At 34.0% G+C, this 16,539-nt stretch carries 12 protein-coding genes; 1 reads left to right on the top strand and 11 read right to left on the bottom strand.

Going from position 1 to position 16,539, the window contains the following annotated elements; translation table 11 throughout:
* Positions 1-405 precede the first annotated feature (405 nt).
* From HM983_RS08525 to HM983_RS08510, 4 genes are all read right to left on the bottom strand, one after another.
* A complete protein-coding gene (locus HM983_RS08525; protein ID WP_179344996.1) occupies positions 406-1,734 on the bottom strand; it encodes a sigma-54-dependent transcriptional regulator in 1,329 nt (442 codons plus the stop codon).
* A gap of 7 nt (positions 1,735-1,741) precedes the next feature.
* Entirely contained in the window at positions 1,742-2,833 is a 1,092-nt protein-coding gene (locus HM983_RS08520; RefSeq protein WP_179344995.1) for a sensor histidine kinase, read from the bottom strand.
* A 408-nt stretch (positions 2,834-3,241) separates the two neighbouring features.
* Positions 3,242-3,766, bottom strand: coding sequence for an Hsp20/alpha crystallin family protein (locus HM983_RS08515; RefSeq protein WP_218841843.1), 525 nt, complete (start codon positions 3,764-3,766; stop codon positions 3,242-3,244).
* Positions 3,767-4,287: 521 nt separating this feature from the next.
* Positions 4,288-4,662, bottom strand: coding sequence for a Rossmann-fold NAD(P)-binding domain-containing protein (locus HM983_RS08510; RefSeq protein ID WP_179344994.1), 375 nt, complete (start codon positions 4,660-4,662; stop codon positions 4,288-4,290).
* Positions 4,663-4,980: 318 nt separating this feature from the next.
* Here HM983_RS08510 and HM983_RS08505 point away from each other — a divergent pair, with 318 nt between their 5' ends.
* Positions 4,981-5,904 (top strand): DUF302 domain-containing protein, encoded by a 924-nt coding sequence (locus HM983_RS08505; protein ID WP_179344993.1) that lies wholly within the window; start codon positions 4,981-4,983, stop codon positions 5,902-5,904.
* 68 nt (positions 5,905-5,972) lie between these two features.
* Here the strand turns inward: HM983_RS08505 and HM983_RS08500 are convergent, their stop codons facing one another.
* The 7 genes from HM983_RS08500 to HM983_RS08470 form a co-directional block, all read right to left on the bottom strand.
* Positions 5,973-8,264, bottom strand: a complete 2,292-nt coding sequence (locus tag HM983_RS08500; RefSeq protein WP_179344992.1) for a TonB-dependent receptor — start codon at positions 8,262-8,264, stop codon at positions 5,973-5,975.
* 27 nt (positions 8,265-8,291) lie between these two features.
* Positions 8,292-9,575, bottom strand: coding sequence for a PQQ-dependent sugar dehydrogenase (locus tag HM983_RS08495; RefSeq protein WP_179344991.1), 1,284 nt, complete (start codon positions 9,573-9,575; stop codon positions 8,292-8,294).
* 176 nt (positions 9,576-9,751) lie between these two features.
* The gene (locus HM983_RS08490; RefSeq protein ID WP_179344990.1) at positions 9,752-10,249 is read right to left on the bottom strand and encodes a DUF421 domain-containing protein; all 498 of its coding nucleotides are present in this window, start codon (positions 10,247-10,249) and stop codon (positions 9,752-9,754) included.
* Positions 10,250-10,478: 229 nt separating this feature from the next.
* Positions 10,479-11,594: a HAMP domain-containing histidine kinase gene (locus tag HM983_RS08485; protein WP_179344989.1), complete on the bottom strand. Its 1,116-nt coding sequence runs from the start codon at positions 11,592-11,594 to the stop codon at positions 10,479-10,481.
* A gap of 88 nt (positions 11,595-11,682) precedes the next feature.
* On the bottom strand, positions 11,683-12,498 hold the full coding sequence (locus tag HM983_RS08480) for an alpha/beta fold hydrolase (RefSeq protein WP_179344988.1): 816 nt from the start codon (positions 12,496-12,498) through the stop codon (positions 11,683-11,685).
* Between the two features lie 169 nt (positions 12,499-12,667).
* Positions 12,668-13,828: an acyl-CoA dehydrogenase family protein gene (locus HM983_RS08475; RefSeq protein ID WP_179344987.1), complete on the bottom strand. Its 1,161-nt coding sequence runs from the start codon at positions 13,826-13,828 to the stop codon at positions 12,668-12,670.
* Between the two features lie 168 nt (positions 13,829-13,996).
* Positions 13,997-16,495 carry an ABC transporter permease gene (locus HM983_RS08470; RefSeq protein WP_179345340.1) on the bottom strand — a complete coding sequence of 833 codons (2,499 nt, stop codon included), beginning with the start codon at positions 16,493-16,495 and terminating at the stop codon, positions 13,997-13,999.
* Positions 16,496-16,539 lie beyond the last annotated feature (44 nt).

Raw genomic sequence — 16,539 nt, 5'->3', positions numbered from 1 at the left:
ATTTTAAATTTAATTTTATTAGAAGTATCTATTTATAATAGATCTCTCATTGTATTTCTGAGTGATGTATTTGTTTCGCGATGATCTATGAGATTTTTTAGATCTTGAACTTTTACATGTTACAGCTGAAATAATTGCATTATAAATCATGATTTTATTAATTTAATTGTTGAACTAATTTTAGATTTTTTCTTAATTCTATTTTGGTTATACTATGATCATTATAGATCAATGTATTCACTTACAAAAAGGCAATACACATGCCATAACAATTATTGGTTAGGTCACAAAACATAAAAACCCTTTTAGACAAAGGGTTTGATGCTATATAGTATAATTTGTGATAAAGAATAGAACTGGCACAAAATTACCCAGTTGGGTAAAAAGGTATCAGTTTGAAAAAAACTATTCTAAAAGTTTTTGGCGAATGGTTTTTCGGTCTATTTGAAGAATTTCTGCAGCCTTGGTTTTATTATTTCCTGTGGCTCGTAATACCTTTTCTATATATTGTTTTTCAATAACCTTAAGTGGTACTAATGTTTCCTCAGAAAACGATATGGTATGCTTTAAATAATCTGGTAGATGCTCTACATCTATTATCTTATCGCACATAATTACAGCGTGCTGAACGATATTTTCTAATTCCCTAATATTTCCTGGCCAATTATGACGGATTAAAATTTCCAATGCTTCAGGTGTGACTTTTAAAAATCGGTCCTTATATTCAATACCATATTTAAACAGAAATTTATCGACTAATAAGGCGATATCATCCTTTCGTTCGCGTAATGGTGCTATATGAATTTCTACGACCGTAAGACGATAATACAAATCTTCTCTAAAGGTTTGCTTCTGTATCATATCTTGCAGATCGCTATTGGTTGCAGCTATAATCCGCACATCTACTTTTTCGGCCTTTGTTGAACCTACACGAACCACTTCTTTTTCTTGAAGTACACGCAATAATCGCGATTGTACGGTTAGTGAAGCGTTTCCTATTTCATCCAAAAAAATAGTGCCACCATTTGCCGCTTGAAAGAAACCTTCCCTATTGGATTCTGCACCTGTGAACGCACCTTTTACATAACCGAATAGTTCTGCTTCCAATAAATTTTCTGGGATACCACCACAATTTACTGCTATAAATGGCGCTCTGGAAAATTTACCTTGATAATGAATGGCACGCGCCACCAATTCCTTACCAGTTCCACTTTCGCCTTTAATAAAAACGGTTGCCTTGTTGTCTTTTACACGCTCTATAACCTGAATAACATCGTTTATTTTTTCTGAATTGCCAATGATATTTCCATACGCTTTGATGTTTTCTTGCGAAGTGTTTCTTGGTTGGTCTTTCTTGTTTTCATATGCAATTAACGATTTATCTAGAGCAGATTTCAGTTCGTCTTTTGTAAAAGGTTTGGTTAAATAATCGACCACTCCAGATTTAATAGTTTCCAAAGACCCTTGAACCGATGGATAACCGGTAACGACCAATTTTGACAATTTAGGATAATGCTCAGACACAAATTTTATAAGTTCAAAGCCATCGATTTCTGGCATTTTTAAATCGGTAATCAATAAATCTATTTGCGTATCTCGTAAAATGGTGACAGCTTCTTTTACTGAAATAGCTTTAAAAACGTGATAGTTCCATGATTGTAAGTGACGTTGCAAAAGTTCTAGAATATTTACGTCATCGTCAACAATAAGTATATTTTCTTTTCTTAATTGCATAATTATTTTAGTCTTTTGGAAGTGTTATTGTAAAGGTAGCGCCTCCGTTAGCGTTATTTTCTGCAGTAATCGTGCCCTTATGCGATGCTACAATACCATGCACTACACTTAAGCCCAAGCCAGAGCCATCTCCAATAGGTTTAGTTGTGAAAAAGGGCTCAAATACCTTGTTTAAATCGTTTTTTTTAAAACCTGGACCTTCATCGGAAATTTTCAAGAAAATAGAATTTTTAGAGTTGTATGTTTCAATTGTTATTGAACCATTTTTTGGGGAAAAGTAAATGCCATTAATTAATAAGTTGAAGATAATCTGTGTCAATTGTATTGGGTCTGCTCGTAACCATAATGCTTCGTCTTCAGTCTTTACGATATATTTTACCTGTTCTTTATTAAAGGTTGCATCCAATAATTTAATGGCGTTTTTTATGTGTTCTATAAGGTTGACGCGCTTCATTTCTTGAGGCATCTCACAGGCAAAAAACATGAGTTTTTTTACGACTTCCCTAGAATATATAGCATTTTTAATTATTTTATCTATATCTGAAATCGCTTTCGGATTAGATTTTATGTCGTCTTTAAGCAGTTCTGAATATCCTAGAATATTTGCTAAAGGTGTGTTTAGTTCATGAGCAATACCAGCTGTGATTTCACCTAAAATACTTAAACGGTCTGCATGCTCCATTTGACGCCTAAGGGATGTTTCATTTTTTTGAATTTCTATGCGCTCAAAAAGGTTTCCAACTTTAAGTGCAACGTTATCCAAAAGGAGTTGTTCCTCTTTTAGAAAACTCATTGCTTCAGATTCTGAAATGTCCAAATGAACTACAATATGGCCTTTCTCTGTATTAAAAATCTTGATATTGGATGCAATGGTTGGATTTTCCTTAGAAAGGGAATTCGTTGTAAATGAAACTTCATCACATTCAATTAAAACATCTGTTTTTTCAGGATACTGAAACGCTTTTTTAAGACTGAAGGCAATCGCTTTTAAAGTATCCTCTATAAGCTCAAAATCGGTATTGGCTATAATGGACGACACCTCATAGAGACAAGTGAGTTCTTTGATTCGTTCTTTTAATGCTTGTCTAGCCTTGCTCATTAACTGGTAATTTGCTTTATTACTTTTTGAAAATCTTTATGATTTGATAACATTACAAACTACAGTATGTCGTAGTGAAATGGCTCCAACCAAAGACGGTTTAAAGGTAATAATAAACAACCTACCTAAAGCGTTGTCAAAGCTTCTTGAGTTGTAAAACCTGAAAAAAAGTTAAAAACACATACAGTCACAGGGTTGTGAGCATCACCTTTAATAAGGAACAGCCTAGAAGTGTACCTGCAAAATTGATATCTACAAGAGATGATACTACATTAAGTTTACTATTTGTAATCATAATAATTCCGCAGTGAATAATAGTTTTTTAACCTACTAAAAAATTAAAAAGGCTGCCTAAAACATTATTTTAGGTAGCCTGTTTTATAAATTCTTTAATTAGAATTACAAGATTTATGCTTCTGCAGACTCATGTTTTGGTTGTCCGTCGTTTGAAGCTGTTTCTCTGTTATCGACTCTATTATTGTCCGATAATTCTTTTGAGCTATTTACCTTAATACTTCTACGTGGTTTAGGCTTAGCCGATTCTTTTTTCGGAATGTTGATGTTGAGGACACCATCATTGTAATTCGCTTCAATATCGTCATCATCCACCGAATCCGGTAATTGAAAATAGCGTGTAAATGACGAATAACTAAACTCGCGCTTCGTGTAGTTGTCGTCAGAATCTTCTGAACTCTCCTCTGCAGAGGCAGAAATAGTTAATCGATCGTTTTCAACACTAATATCAAAATCGTCGCGTTTCATACCAGGAGCCGCAACATCTATACAGAAACAATCGTCCGTTTCTTTAATATTAACGGCTGGTGTCCTTGATGATGAATTGAATAATAAATTTGGATTGTCCCAACTGTTTTCGAAAAAATTCTCTAGGAAGGTCGGATAAAATCCACCTCCATAACTTTTGAGCATTGTCATAATTATATTTTTTTGGTTAAACATAAATTGTAGATAAAAATTACATTTTCAATACTTTACAGTTTAATCCTATAAATAAAAAAATTTGCCTTTTTATATTATCTATAAATTTTAACAATCTTAAGGTGATAATTGAATAATTGAATAATTGAAACAATTAGAATGATAGTGGTTTGGACAATATTTTGAAAATAACAGAACTTTGACGGTGGTAGCTGTTATAATTCGTATAGGATTATATTGATTTAATTTAGGAATGAAGAACAAATTGCATTTTTGGGAAAGTACAGAACATTCAAACAAACTGTTTGTGTATTCTTATTTATTAAAAAAATAATCTTTTGAATAAATCAATCCATTCACTGGATGTTTACATTAAAATATTATGTAAATGTTCGTTGTTAATACTGCCAAAAAAGATTTATTTAGAAGGGTGCTATTGTTAATTCTTTATAGATTTTATAAGTTCCAATGTAGGTTTATGTGATCTTCCAATTGCTGTTTGGTAATCTGAATCTACATTATTTGCAATTTAAAATTCCTTCATAAATGCCCGCTATAATGGTTCCCAAAAACTCACCGAGCTCTGCTTTTCTTTCTTTTGCGTAAGCATTAACCGAAACCGAATTATAAACAAGATTGGTCGCATGTACTTGATTGATGTAATCTGCTAATTGTGCTTGTGCAATGGGATTTCCAACCAAATTATAAATGTTTCCTTTGTGCTCATCTTCCGTTAGCATTTTTGAATTAGCATGGCCCAATTCACTTCTACACATATACGTGCATTTTCCGTTTTCAGCACAGTTTCTTATTTCTCCTTCTTTTATGTAGGTATCCGAATATTCCAAATCTGGTTCTATGTAAATTCCGTTTCGTCCAATAAACCAATTCAATCCAGAATTTTGAACATCCTTTTCGGTTTGGCGACTACTTTGCACTATGGGACTAAAGGCATTGCCCTATTCTGCTCCAACGATACTGTTTTATACTATTTTTTGACAACATTGGTTTTTGTAGTGTCTAAAACGTTTCTATGTTGTGTAATTCTTTTTTGAGGTTCAGCCATACCAGAAACCAAAAACTTCTCTGCAATTTCTTAATAACACCCTTTTAAAATTTAAAGACCACACGCTATAAAGCAAAAACTTATCGTTTACAGGTCAACCTAAATTCAAGTTATCTTTTAATTTTATGATATTCAATAAAATAGTATGAAAAAGTCATTAGTTAACTTCGTTACAATTACACTCGCATTTTTCTTGTTAAATGCCTGCAATAACTCAGATAATTCTGAGAAACAATCTGAAAATAAAAAACCACAAACAGAAGGCATCGGTTTTGCTGTAACAAACGAGACTGCACTATCTGTTTATAATGCAGTTATCTCTAAGTTAAATGCCAATAGCAATATTTCCATTATTGCTGAAGTCAACCATTCGGCCAATGCCCAAAATGCAGATTTAGAATTAAACTTTACGCGTACGGTCTATTTTGGAAATCCAGCATTAGGTACACCGATTATGAACGAAAATATGCAAGCTGGTTTGGATTTACCACAGCGCATTACTGTCTATACCGACGAAGATGATGATACAATTGTATGTTATAATTCGGTAGAATATTTAGCTGACAGACATAACCTAGAGACTGCGCCTACACTAAATACGGTTGCTTCTGCCCTATCTAACATTGTTAATTCTGCCACAGATGAAGAAGTAACACTAAATAACGCAAATTTTGACGTTAGTGGTATCATCTCCATAACAAGTAATAATGATTTTGAAACTACTTACAATAACATTATTTCGACATTAAATACCAACGAGAATATATCAATTTTCGCTGAGCTCGATCACCAAGCTAATGCACAAAGCGTAAATATGGATTTATTACCTTCTAAGCTTATAATCTTTGGAAATCCTGTCTTAGGCACTCCACTCATGCAAGCATCGCGAACGATGGCATTAGATTTGCCTCAGAAAATTTTGGTCTATCAAAATAATGAAGGTGAGGTACATATTATTTATAATGAACCTTTTTACCTGGCTGGACGACATGATATTAATTCTGAAGATGAAGCACTTTCAAACATCTCCCAAGCCTTACAAAATATAGCGAATTCTGGATCTATGTAAAACAATTTAGAATTCAGTGTCTTAAAAAATTTTGATTAAATTAATTTTAAAATTCAGTCATCAAATCTTTATAATGAATAACCTATTTTAATACCTCCAAACCAATTGCGTGGTTGACCTGGATAAAAATATCGTGGTTCAGAATTACCGAAGCCTACAGCGTTAATTAATACCGAAGATGCATAATCCTTATCAGTAAGATTGTTCAATCCTGCATTGATTGCTATTGAAAAATGATCGGTCAATTGATTTTCGTAAGATAATTTTGCATTAAATACCGTATAGGATTCAGAAAACAGCGTATTAGAATCGTTTAACGGCATATCTCCTATGTACAGAAAATTGGTGTTCAAATTAAAATTGTGCAGTCCAAAACGAATACCACCATTTACTTTGTGGTCAGGCACACCAGTTAATTGTTTACCCGAATAATCCGTATTACCGTCTACAAAATCAATAAACCTATGGTCGTTAAATTCCGCATTTAGATAAGGAGACATCGTGAAGTTATTGTTAAAACGTTGTGTAAATATTGCTGACAGTTCAATACCTTTATGTTCGGTCTTTCCCGCATTACGACCAATAAACTGGTCATCACCAACCCGATCGGCCACTAACAAGTTATCTATATCCAATAAATAGGCAGAAAGCTGAATTTTCAGTTGTCTTTTCAGCGCATACAATTCACTACCAACTTCGTAATTATATCCTGTTTCTGGACCTAACTCAGGATTGATTACACCATCTGGAGTAAGTGTTTCTTCAATAGACGGGTAATTGAATCCTCTGCTCACATTGGCATAAGCGTTAATATTTGGCGCAAATTGATATAAAACATTTAAGTTGGGTGCAAAAATAGGATCAAAATTACGATCTGCATCTTTATTGTCTTCTCCAGAATTAAACTCATCATAAAATTGATAATCGGTTTTATTAATGTTTAATCCTAATTGTGCTTTTAACTTATCGGTAATTGGAACAGTAATGGTTGAAAATACATTAATATTCCGGCGTTTTTCTCTATTGTCGCTCAGCAACTCACCTTCCAAGCTTCCGTTGCCGTTATTTTCTTCGTATCGATTTTCTATGGTTTTCCAATTATATTGGTCGTTATAAAATTCACCACCAAAGCTCAATATGGATTTTCGGTCTAAAAATTTGAGATCTTTTGCAAATAAAGTTCGCACACCATAACCATTGGTATATTCATCCAAAATATTGAATGGACGTGGTTCATAATGATCGAGATAGGTATAGAATAATGAGGTAGTATTGCTAAATTGCTCAGAAAAACGATGTGTATAATTCAGTCCAACCAAAATTTGCTCATTATCTTCATAACCTTGTGCTGCATTCCATGTAAAAGCGGCTTGAGAAGGGTCTTCCTCAAATGCAGTTCTACTGATTGAACTTGGAATTTGCGCAAAATAATCGGTATAATTGATTAAAACTCCTAACTCATTCTTTTCATTAAGTTGATAATAAGAAGTCATCAAAACTGCATTTCTATTGTAATTGCTGTTGTCGCGAAACCCATCTAATTCTAAATGGTCATAATTGAGATTAAAAGACAAATTTTCATCTGCTGTGGCAAAGGAAACATTATTTTTAAGCAACCCGAAACTCCCAAGAGTAAGGTTGTTTTTTATGAATGTTTCTCCTGCTTGTGCTTGTTTAGAATTTAATAATAAAGTCCCTCCTAAGTTGGTGCCGTATTGTGCAGCTTTTGGACCCTTTACAATTTCTAGATTTTCTATATCCTCAGGATCAAAAGCATCAATTGCAGTATCACCTGTACCATTTGTTATGGGAATTCCATTAAAATAAGCACGTATTTTATTGGTACCATAAAGTGTTCTTGACCCTACTCCTCTAATGACTATCCGATTTGTATTTATAGCACCACTTTGAATATATACACCAGGTGTTTCATTGATAGCCGAAACTAAATCGACTGGACTATAGGCATCAAACTTTTGAGCTTCAATCTTAGAAGTCGGGATAATAACTTTACTTTCTTTTTGATAGGTTGAAGAAATAATAACTTCATCTAGATTATATGTGGTTTCTATAATTTCTAGTTTGAAGATTGAATTATTTTGAGACAGTATAACTTTTTTAATATAATAATCAGGATGCATTAAGGTCAATTCTAATGGCAAACGATAAGATGTCGGAATGGTAAAAAACCCTTGAGCGTTACTTTCAGAAATTACTTCATTTTTAATAAAAACCGAAACGCCCGATATTCCAGAATTTGAATTGTTAATAACACGTGCACTTACTGATTGAGCGTAAAAAGGGTTGGTAATAGCAGTAAAAACAATAACTGCTATTACTTTAAATAGTGTAAACCTCATGAATTAAATTGGGATGAATTTGTTGGTTTATTTAGTGTAACTCACTTTCCATATAACATTACCAGAATCATCATTAACTAATAAATCACCAGTCGGAGTTACTGCTACGCAAACAGGTCTGCCATAAACATCTGTATTGCTGTCATCTGCCATAAAACCAGTAAGAAAATCTTGTGGTTCTCCTGTAGGTTTACCATTTTGAAAAGGAATGAATTTTACGGCATAACCTGAAAGTACCGAACGGTTCCAGGAGCCATGTTGACCTACAAATATTCCGTTTTTGTATTTGGCAGGAAAACTATCATGATTATAAAATGTTAATCCTAATGAAGCAGTATGTGGTCCAACGGAAACGTCAGGCACTATAGTTTTTGCTACAAGTTCTGGAGCTTCTCCTTCTAATCGAGGATCTTCAATTGGTCCGTAATATGCATAAGGCCATCCATAAAAACCACCTTCTTTTACGCTGGTCACATAATCTGGCACCAAGTTGTCGCCAAGTTTATCTCGCTCATTTACCGCAGTCCACAATTCTCCGTTAACTGGATTCCAATCCATACCTACAGGATTTCTAAGTCCGCTGGCATAAATTTTCTCGTTTTCTCCATTTAAATCGACTTCCAGAATATTAGCACGTCGAATTTCTTCTTCCATACCATGCTCACCTACGTTGCTTGCCGAGCCTACTGAAATGTATATTTTATCTTTCGCATTGTTTGTAATGATATTTCTTGTCCAATGGTTATTGTAACCACCTGCTGGCAAATCAACTATTTTTTTACCATCAGAATTTATTAAAGATGTTTGTCCTGTTTTATAAGGAAATTTATAAAGACCGTCTGTATTGGCAACATAAAAATTATTATCAATAATTAACATGCCGAAAGGTTGATTGAGATTTTCGAGAAATGGCTGTCTTAGCTCAAATGAGCCATCATTGTTTGTGTCTCGTAATATAGTAATACGATTGGCACTATTTCTTGTGTTCGACTCACACACAAAAAAATCACCATTGGGTGCAATGTAGGTCCAGCGTGGATATTCAAATCCATCAGCAAATTTTGTAACTGTAAAACCTTCTGGTGCGACAGGCAATTTACCTTTTGGCCAATCAACAAGTTGATGACGGTTTCTAACGGATTCTGTTGCGTATGGTTTAGGTAAAATAAGTTGACCAATTGCTGTTTGGACAGTATCTGCTGTTCTTTCGGATGCCATTTCCTTTTCTTTTCCAGATTTTTCTTTGTTGGTTTTACAGGATAATATAGTGACCGATAACAAAATGGCCATGAGGTAAGTATATCTTTTCATAAAATTAAGTTTTCATTAAAATTAAAACATCTAAAAGGAAATTTTTGACCCGATTAAGTTCTTAATATAATCTTAACATTTTCATAGAATTTAACTCGAAACGTCAATTCAGTTGTCTTTGGCTGTTTCTATCTTTTATAAGACAAATTACAATGGTTTAAGAACAATTTAATTCTCTATAAATCTTGTAACAAATCCTCATCAATGGACTTGTTCTCACTATTGTGTATCACCGATACATCTCCAGTGCTTTCAAATATAACTGCTTTTACTTCATTAAAACTATGGACATTGGCTTCTCTTAATTTAGCAATTAAATCATCTTTTCCGACGTTACATTTTTTAAGATTCTCATATTGAATCTCTCCATTCCACATAATTAACTGTGGTTTGTTTGTAAATAGTTTTTGAAAAAAATCAGAACGTCTTACCAAATATGAAAATAAAGTCTGAAACCCAATAATAGTTGCTAGTGCTATACCACCTTTTAATAAAGAATAATCATTATTTAATATAATAGAAGCCAATATTGAGCCTACTGCTATCGTAGAAGCAAAATCAAAACTAGACATTTTTGCAAAGGTCCGAAGTCCAAATATCCGTGTTATAACAATTACGATTGTAAATATTCCGAGCACCGATAAAATGAGCCAAATAGTTTCCTGTAAAGTCATAAGTATGTGATAGAATTAGTTTCAAAAATAATTAAGTAATGGGTTGAAGCTTAATCCAAACAAGTAAAACTCTAACACTATTAGTAGTGATTTGAAGTGTGATATTTTATTTTAGATAAGAATTAATTTTGACCCTTGGATTTAACCTTATTTAGGTCTTGTCACAGTGTCCATATAAGGAATGAATACATTTGATGCCGCAACGTCTACCATAACCAATCTGTAGTTGTTAATTTTTTAAATCAGGGTCTATTGGTAAGAAAATAGTATAATTTACACCTTTACCATTTAATGATGCTGCTTCCATAGCACCATTATGTTTATCAACTACCTGTGCACTATATGCAAGTCCGATATTTACTTTATTAAGATCTTCTGATTTTTGTATAATTTTATTTAACTTAGAACTATAGCCTTTGCTATTATCGGTGTAAGTAATTTTTACAAACTTTTTATATTGGTAATGGTCTTTAATTTGAAAATTATTATTTTTTACAGTTACGAATGCATTAATATTTATTAATAGACGGTCTTTATTGGCGTGCTGCTCGTTTTGTGAATTTCGTATTAGCGCAACAAAAAGGTTCTTAAGTAGCTTATAATCTCCTTTAAGACTGATACACGTGTTAGGACATGTCAAGATAATACTGTCTTTATTATCAATCATTAATGATTTTACGGCACTGCTGACTAGATCGGATAGATTAATGGAAGTATATTCCAAATTCCTTCCTTCTAACTCTTTAAATCGTAAGAGCATAAGAAGCATTTCACGCATCTTAATGTTATAATTTATAATCTTTCTAACTCTTTCTTCAGTACCACTAGAAAGTTCGGTAGTAGTATTCAAGATATAATTACTCATAAAAATTGTCTTGCGCAATGGTTCCTGAAGGTCGTGCGCTATTAATCTAAAGATTTCTTGTTGTTGTTCTTTTAGTAAATTAACTTCTCTTAATTGAAATTCTAAAAGCGATTGATTTTTAAGCAACTTATTTTTAGCTTCCCTAAGTTCAGCATTATGTAACAACGCATTCTCAGCTTGTTTCTTGGCCGCTAAAAGCTCTTTTTCATACTTATTTCTTTTTGATATTTCCATGCCTCCACATAGAATTTCAACCTGGTCATTGCTTTTTTTAACTTCAACATTTAATAATGCCGGAATCTGACCATTCACACCTTTAAATACAAGGTAAATTTCTCTTACATTGTTCTGCATTTTTACTAATGGATAGAAATGAGTCTGATAAAATATTTTACTCCCAACGGTTAACAAGTCTTCGAGTTGAAGACCAGGAACTTCCTCAACCTCTACTCCCAGTTTCAACCGTAATTCTCTATTCATTTTCATTATTTTTCCGGTATTGGAAATAGAAAATAAAAAACAGGGGATAGCATCATAAATTTTATCCCACGATAAACTATTATTAGATTTAGCTGAAATGATATTGAGATTTTAGAAATTTCTTCATTAATCTTATAGTCTCCGTAGGATGACTTAAATGCGGACAGTGCCCAGTCGCATTCATTTTTTCGAAAGTACTTCCTTTTATTTGCTCATGGATATATTGACCTACCTCATCCGGTGCGATTGCATCATCGGAGCATTGCAATACCAAACAAGGTTTGGTTAAATTGGCTAAATCATCTCTATTGTCTGAGAAAAAGGTAACCTCTGCAAAATTTCTTGTTATAATTGGGTCTGTAGAACAAAAACTCACTTCAAGTTCTTTGGTGAGCTCAGGTTTATCTTCATTTTTCATTACTACAGGAGCTAAAAAAGATGCCCATCCAAGATAATTATTATCCATCACTTCCAATAATCCTTCTAGGTCTTCTTTAGAAAATCCACCTAAATAATCCATATCATTGACATATCTTGCAGATGGTCCTATAAAAATTAAACTAGAAAATAAATGTTGATTTTCCATATCAGCCAACAGACCGATCATACAACTTACACTATGACCAACAAAAATGACATTTTCTAAATTTAATGTTGAACAAATTTCTAAGATATCTTGGGCATACCCTTGTAATTCAGAATAGCGATCAGGTACATATGCTGACAAATCCGAATTTCCACAACCAACATAATCAAAAAGGACAATTTTATAATTTTTCTCAAATGCTGGTGTTACAAATCTCCACATGTTTTGGTCACAACCAAAACCATGAGCAAAAAGTATAGTCTTTTCACCTTCACCTAATACTTTTACATTATTTCTATTAATAATTTCGCTCGTCATTTTGTATAAAAGCACAAATTACTAATATTTCTAACAAACGATGCATTGTTTTGAGATTACATTATCTGAATATATCGATTTAGGGCAAAGTGAAATTCTCTCATTTTTTATAAACAAATTCATATACACACCTAATTAGATTTGTTTTATTCTTCTATATTTTTAATGCCTATTTAAATAAACCACGAGCAATCAATACTTTCATGATTTCATTTGTACCAGCATATATACGAGCGACTCTATTGTCTGCGTGCATACGTGCAATTGGATAATCCCACATATAACCATAACCTCCAAATAATTGCAAGCATTCATCAACAACTTTACCATGCATTTCGGTTGCTGCATATTTTGCTATAGATGCATTTTCAGCAGTAAGCTTATGGTTGTCAACCAAGCGAATACAACGGTCAATAAAAGCTTGATTGAGCTGTAATTGTGTGGTGCATTCGGCAAGTTTAAATTGTGTGTTCTGGAATTCGGCAATTGTTTTTTTGAATGCCTTTCTTGTAGAAGTGTATGCAATCGTTTTTTCTATAGCACCTTCTGCTCCACCGATGGCAGCAAGTGCTACGGACAATCGCTCTCGCGCTAATTCTGTCATCATTATTTTAAATCCCATTCCCTCTTCGCCCAATAGATTTTCTTTGGGAACTTTGACATTATCAAAGAATAATTCGCACGTATCTTGTGCTTTCAGTCCAATTTTTTTGAAAGGGACACCTTTTGTAAAACCTTCAAGTTCTGCTTCGATTATTAATAATGAAACACCTTCTTTTTTAGTTCCGGAATTTGTTTTTACGGCGACAATAGACATATCGCACATATAGCCATTAGTGATAAAGGTTTTTTGTCCATTAACCACATAATGGTCACCTTTATCTGCAGCTGTAGTTCTTAAAGCTTTTAAATCACTACCGCAATTGGGTTCAGTCATGCCTATGGAAGTAATTATTTTTCCGGTAGCCATTTGTGGAAGATATTTTTGCTTTTGGTCTTCAGTACCATATTTTAAAAGATACGGTGCTACAATATCGGAGTGCAAGGAAAATCCAGGTCCAGTAATGCCTTCTTTATTCATTTCTTCAATTAACAGAGCACTAAAACTGAAGTCCAGTCCACTTCCTCCGTATTTTTCTGGCACATCAATGCAGAGTAAACCTAGTTCTCCTGCTCGTTCCCAAATGGCTCTACTGACCATGCCGTTCTTCTCCCATTCCTCAGTTTCATCAATCATTTCATTTTGAATGAAATCCTGAATCATTTGTCGCATCATTTTGTGTTCTTCTGATGCGTAAATGTCACGTTCTAGTAATACGTTTTTCAGCATGGTTTATAAGATTGATTCTATCTAAAGATAGCATCTTTTTTGTGTTTAGTCACACAAACACATCGAATTATTAAGAGCTAAAACAATTGTATATTTTTTGCACAGTGAAATGATTTTAAATTATAAATTCATTTTGTTGCAAAAATAGCTGCTAATAAAAAAAATAAATTAGGCTTCACGTCTCAACACTTCCAAAGGTGAGCTACTCAAAACACCTCGTATATTGCTCAGCCCAATTGCTAAAACCAAAAGAGAAATTGCTGGTAGAAATATCAAGAATGGAATAGCAGAAGGCACAAACGGTTCTTTAAACACAAACAGTGCTAACAGTAATGTACTAACCAAAGCCAATACGATTCCAACTAAACTTCCAACGATTCCAAGCAGCAGATACTCTAAAGCAGAAATTTTTAATATTTGGTTGTTCTTTGCACCTAAAGTTCTAAGCAATACACTTTCTTTTATACGTTGATGCTTGCTGGTACGCACAGAACCAATCAACACAATAACACCAGTGATAATGCTAAAAAATGCCATAAAATTGATGATCCAAGATACCTTACCTAAAATATCTTCTACAATCGTAAACACCTGTCTTAAATCTATGATGGTGACATTGGGAAAATTAGAAACAATTTCACGTTGTAGTTGCGCTGAACTTGCTTCAGTTGGTGCTTTTGTGGAAAGCACTTTAAACTGAGGCGCATTTTCTAGTACACCTTTTGGAAATAGAATGTTGAAGTTAAGTTGCAATTGTCCCCAATCCACCATACGAATACTGCCAACAACAGTTTCCATAAGTACGCCTTGTACATTGAATACCATTTTATCTCCTACGGTAACGTTAGCATCTTCAGCTACATTCTCTGAAATCGAAATAGGAATAACATCGTCATTACTTACCTCTGGAGTCCATTGACCTGCTATCACTTCTTCGGAGGCCATCAAATGATCCCGATATGTCGTTCTGAATTCGTGATTATAAATCCAACCTCTTATTTGTACAGTGCTATCCTGTTCTTCTGCTTTCGCATCCAGACCTTTGACACTATGAATTCGCATCGTCACCAATGGAATATTATCAATAACCTCTAATTCGTTATCTGTAATGGTCTTCGCTATGGCTTCAGTTTGTTTCGGTTGTACATCCAACATGATCATATTTGCCGAATTGGAACTGTCGCCAACTGCAGTCTTCGAAAGTAATATGTCCTTCGTAAAGTATAACGTGCTGATTAAAAACGTACCCAAACCAATAGCTACTATAAGCACCAATGTTTGGTTATTAGGTCTAAAGAGATTCAATAGACTTTGTCTAGTAGTATAGCCCCAAGTTTTAGGAAACCATGCCTTTATCATTTTCATGGTTAAAGTCGCAATTCCTGCTAAAATGGCAAAGGTGATGAGCATCCCTACAACAAAACCCATGGCGTAAGTCACATCTCTCAACAACCAATAGGAGAATAGAAATAGAAAAATAATGATAATGGTAAATACAATACGTTTGGCTTGTTTAGGTTTTTTTGAACCACTAGTGTCACTTATGCGTAACGCCTGCAACGGCGAGACATACCATGTATTGAGTAATGATAATAATGCGAATAGTACAGCAATTAAGAAACCAAGCACCACTCCCATAATAATTGGCTGGGTAGTTATTGTGATTTCGACATCAAAAGGTAAAAAATCTTTTAATATATAAGGAAAGGATTCTTGAATACCTATTCCAATTCCTCCGCCCAAAACACCCCCTAAAATTCCGATTCCGGCAATTTGAATGAGATAAATCAAAAAACTCTGTTTTCTTGATGCTCCTAAACATTTCAATACTGCGATATGCTTTAACTTCTCTCTGATATAAATATGAACAGAACTAGCAATACCAACACAGCCCAATAACAAAGCAATAAAGGCGACCAGATTGAGGAATTTGCCCATATTCTCATAACGTCTTCCCAATCTTCGACTTGTACTTGTATGTGTATCCAAGTCGGCACGCTCTGCATCGAGCATCGGTTCTATAACATTTTCCAGTTCTATGAGATCTGTTTCTGGTGTAGCCTTATAAAAATATTGGTATTCTTTTCGACTGCCGAATTGCAATAAATTAGTCTTTGCAACTAATCGATTCGGAATAACAACTGGTGGCGCAACGGAAGAAGTCACAGCGGAATTTCCCGGCATACTGCTTAAAGACCCAACAATGGGCAGCGTCAACTCACCTACTTTGATGGAATCTCCAGGCTTAATACCATATTGCAAAAGTAAAGTAGCGTCCACTAAAGCGCCACCTTCTTCTTGATAAGTGGAAGAAGCTTGCTCTGGTTGAGTTTCCATTTTTCCATATACTGGAAAAGGGCCTTCAATCCCACGAACGCGTGCTAATTTGGTGCCTCCATTTTTCGGAAAGGCAACCATGGATACAAAATTGACTTCAGATGCTACAGGATTTAAAGAATCGATAATAGCTTGAGCACGTTCATTGGGTGTTTCGTCAATATCAATGAGATAATCGGCACCCATTAATGATTTGGATTGACTTTGAATATTATCCTGAAGGTTATCGCGAAATAATTGAATGGAAACCACAGCGGCAATTCCCAGTATAATTGATGCAGTAAACAATAACAATCGCGCACGACTAGCTTTTGCATCTCGCCATGCCATTTTAAATAACCACGGCAAATTTAATTTTGAAGAGAAGTCTTTTG

The organism is Winogradskyella ursingii, assembly GCF_013403975.1.
GTDB classification, from domain to species: Bacteria; Bacteroidota; Bacteroidia; order Flavobacteriales; family Flavobacteriaceae; genus Winogradskyella; species Winogradskyella ursingii.
The sequence above is the reverse complement of the archived record's forward strand: the minus strand, read 5'-3'. Positions and strand labels throughout refer to the sequence as shown.

Excerpts from the sequence above, each read along its gene's own strand:
- HM983_RS08525 (WP_179344996.1), bottom strand. The coding sequence starts at position 1,734 with ATGCAATTAAGAAAAGAAAATATACTTATTGTTGACGATGACGTAAAT.
- HM983_RS08520 (WP_179344995.1), bottom strand. The coding sequence starts at position 2,833 with ATGAGCAAGGCTAGACAAGCATTAAAAGAACGAATCAAAGAACTCACT.
- HM983_RS08515 (WP_218841843.1), bottom strand. The coding sequence starts at position 3,766 with ATGACAATGCTCAAAAGTTATGGAGGTGGATTTTATCCGACCTTCCTA.
- HM983_RS08505 (WP_179344993.1), top strand. The coding sequence starts at position 4,981 with ATGAAAAAGTCATTAGTTAACTTCGTTACAATTACACTCGCATTTTTC.
- HM983_RS08500 (WP_179344992.1), bottom strand. The coding sequence starts at position 8,264 with ATGAGGTTTACACTATTTAAAGTAATAGCAGTTATTGTTTTTACTGCT.
- HM983_RS08495 (WP_179344991.1), bottom strand. The coding sequence starts at position 9,575 with ATGAAAAGATATACTTACCTCATGGCCATTTTGTTATCGGTCACTATA.
- HM983_RS08490 (WP_179344990.1), bottom strand. The coding sequence starts at position 10,249 with ATGACTTTACAGGAAACTATTTGGCTCATTTTATCGGTGCTCGGAATA.
- HM983_RS08485 (WP_179344989.1), bottom strand. The coding sequence starts at position 11,594 with ATGAATAGAGAATTACGGTTGAAACTGGGAGTAGAGGTTGAGGAAGTT.
- HM983_RS08480 (WP_179344988.1), bottom strand. The coding sequence starts at position 12,498 with ATGACGAGCGAAATTATTAATAGAAATAATGTAAAAGTATTAGGTGAA.
- HM983_RS08475 (WP_179344987.1), bottom strand. The coding sequence starts at position 13,828 with ATGCTGAAAAACGTATTACTAGAACGTGACATTTACGCATCAGAAGAA.
- HM983_RS08470 (WP_179345340.1), bottom strand. The coding sequence starts at position 16,495 with ATGGCATGGCGAGATGCAAAAGCTAGTCGTGCGCGATTGTTATTGTTT.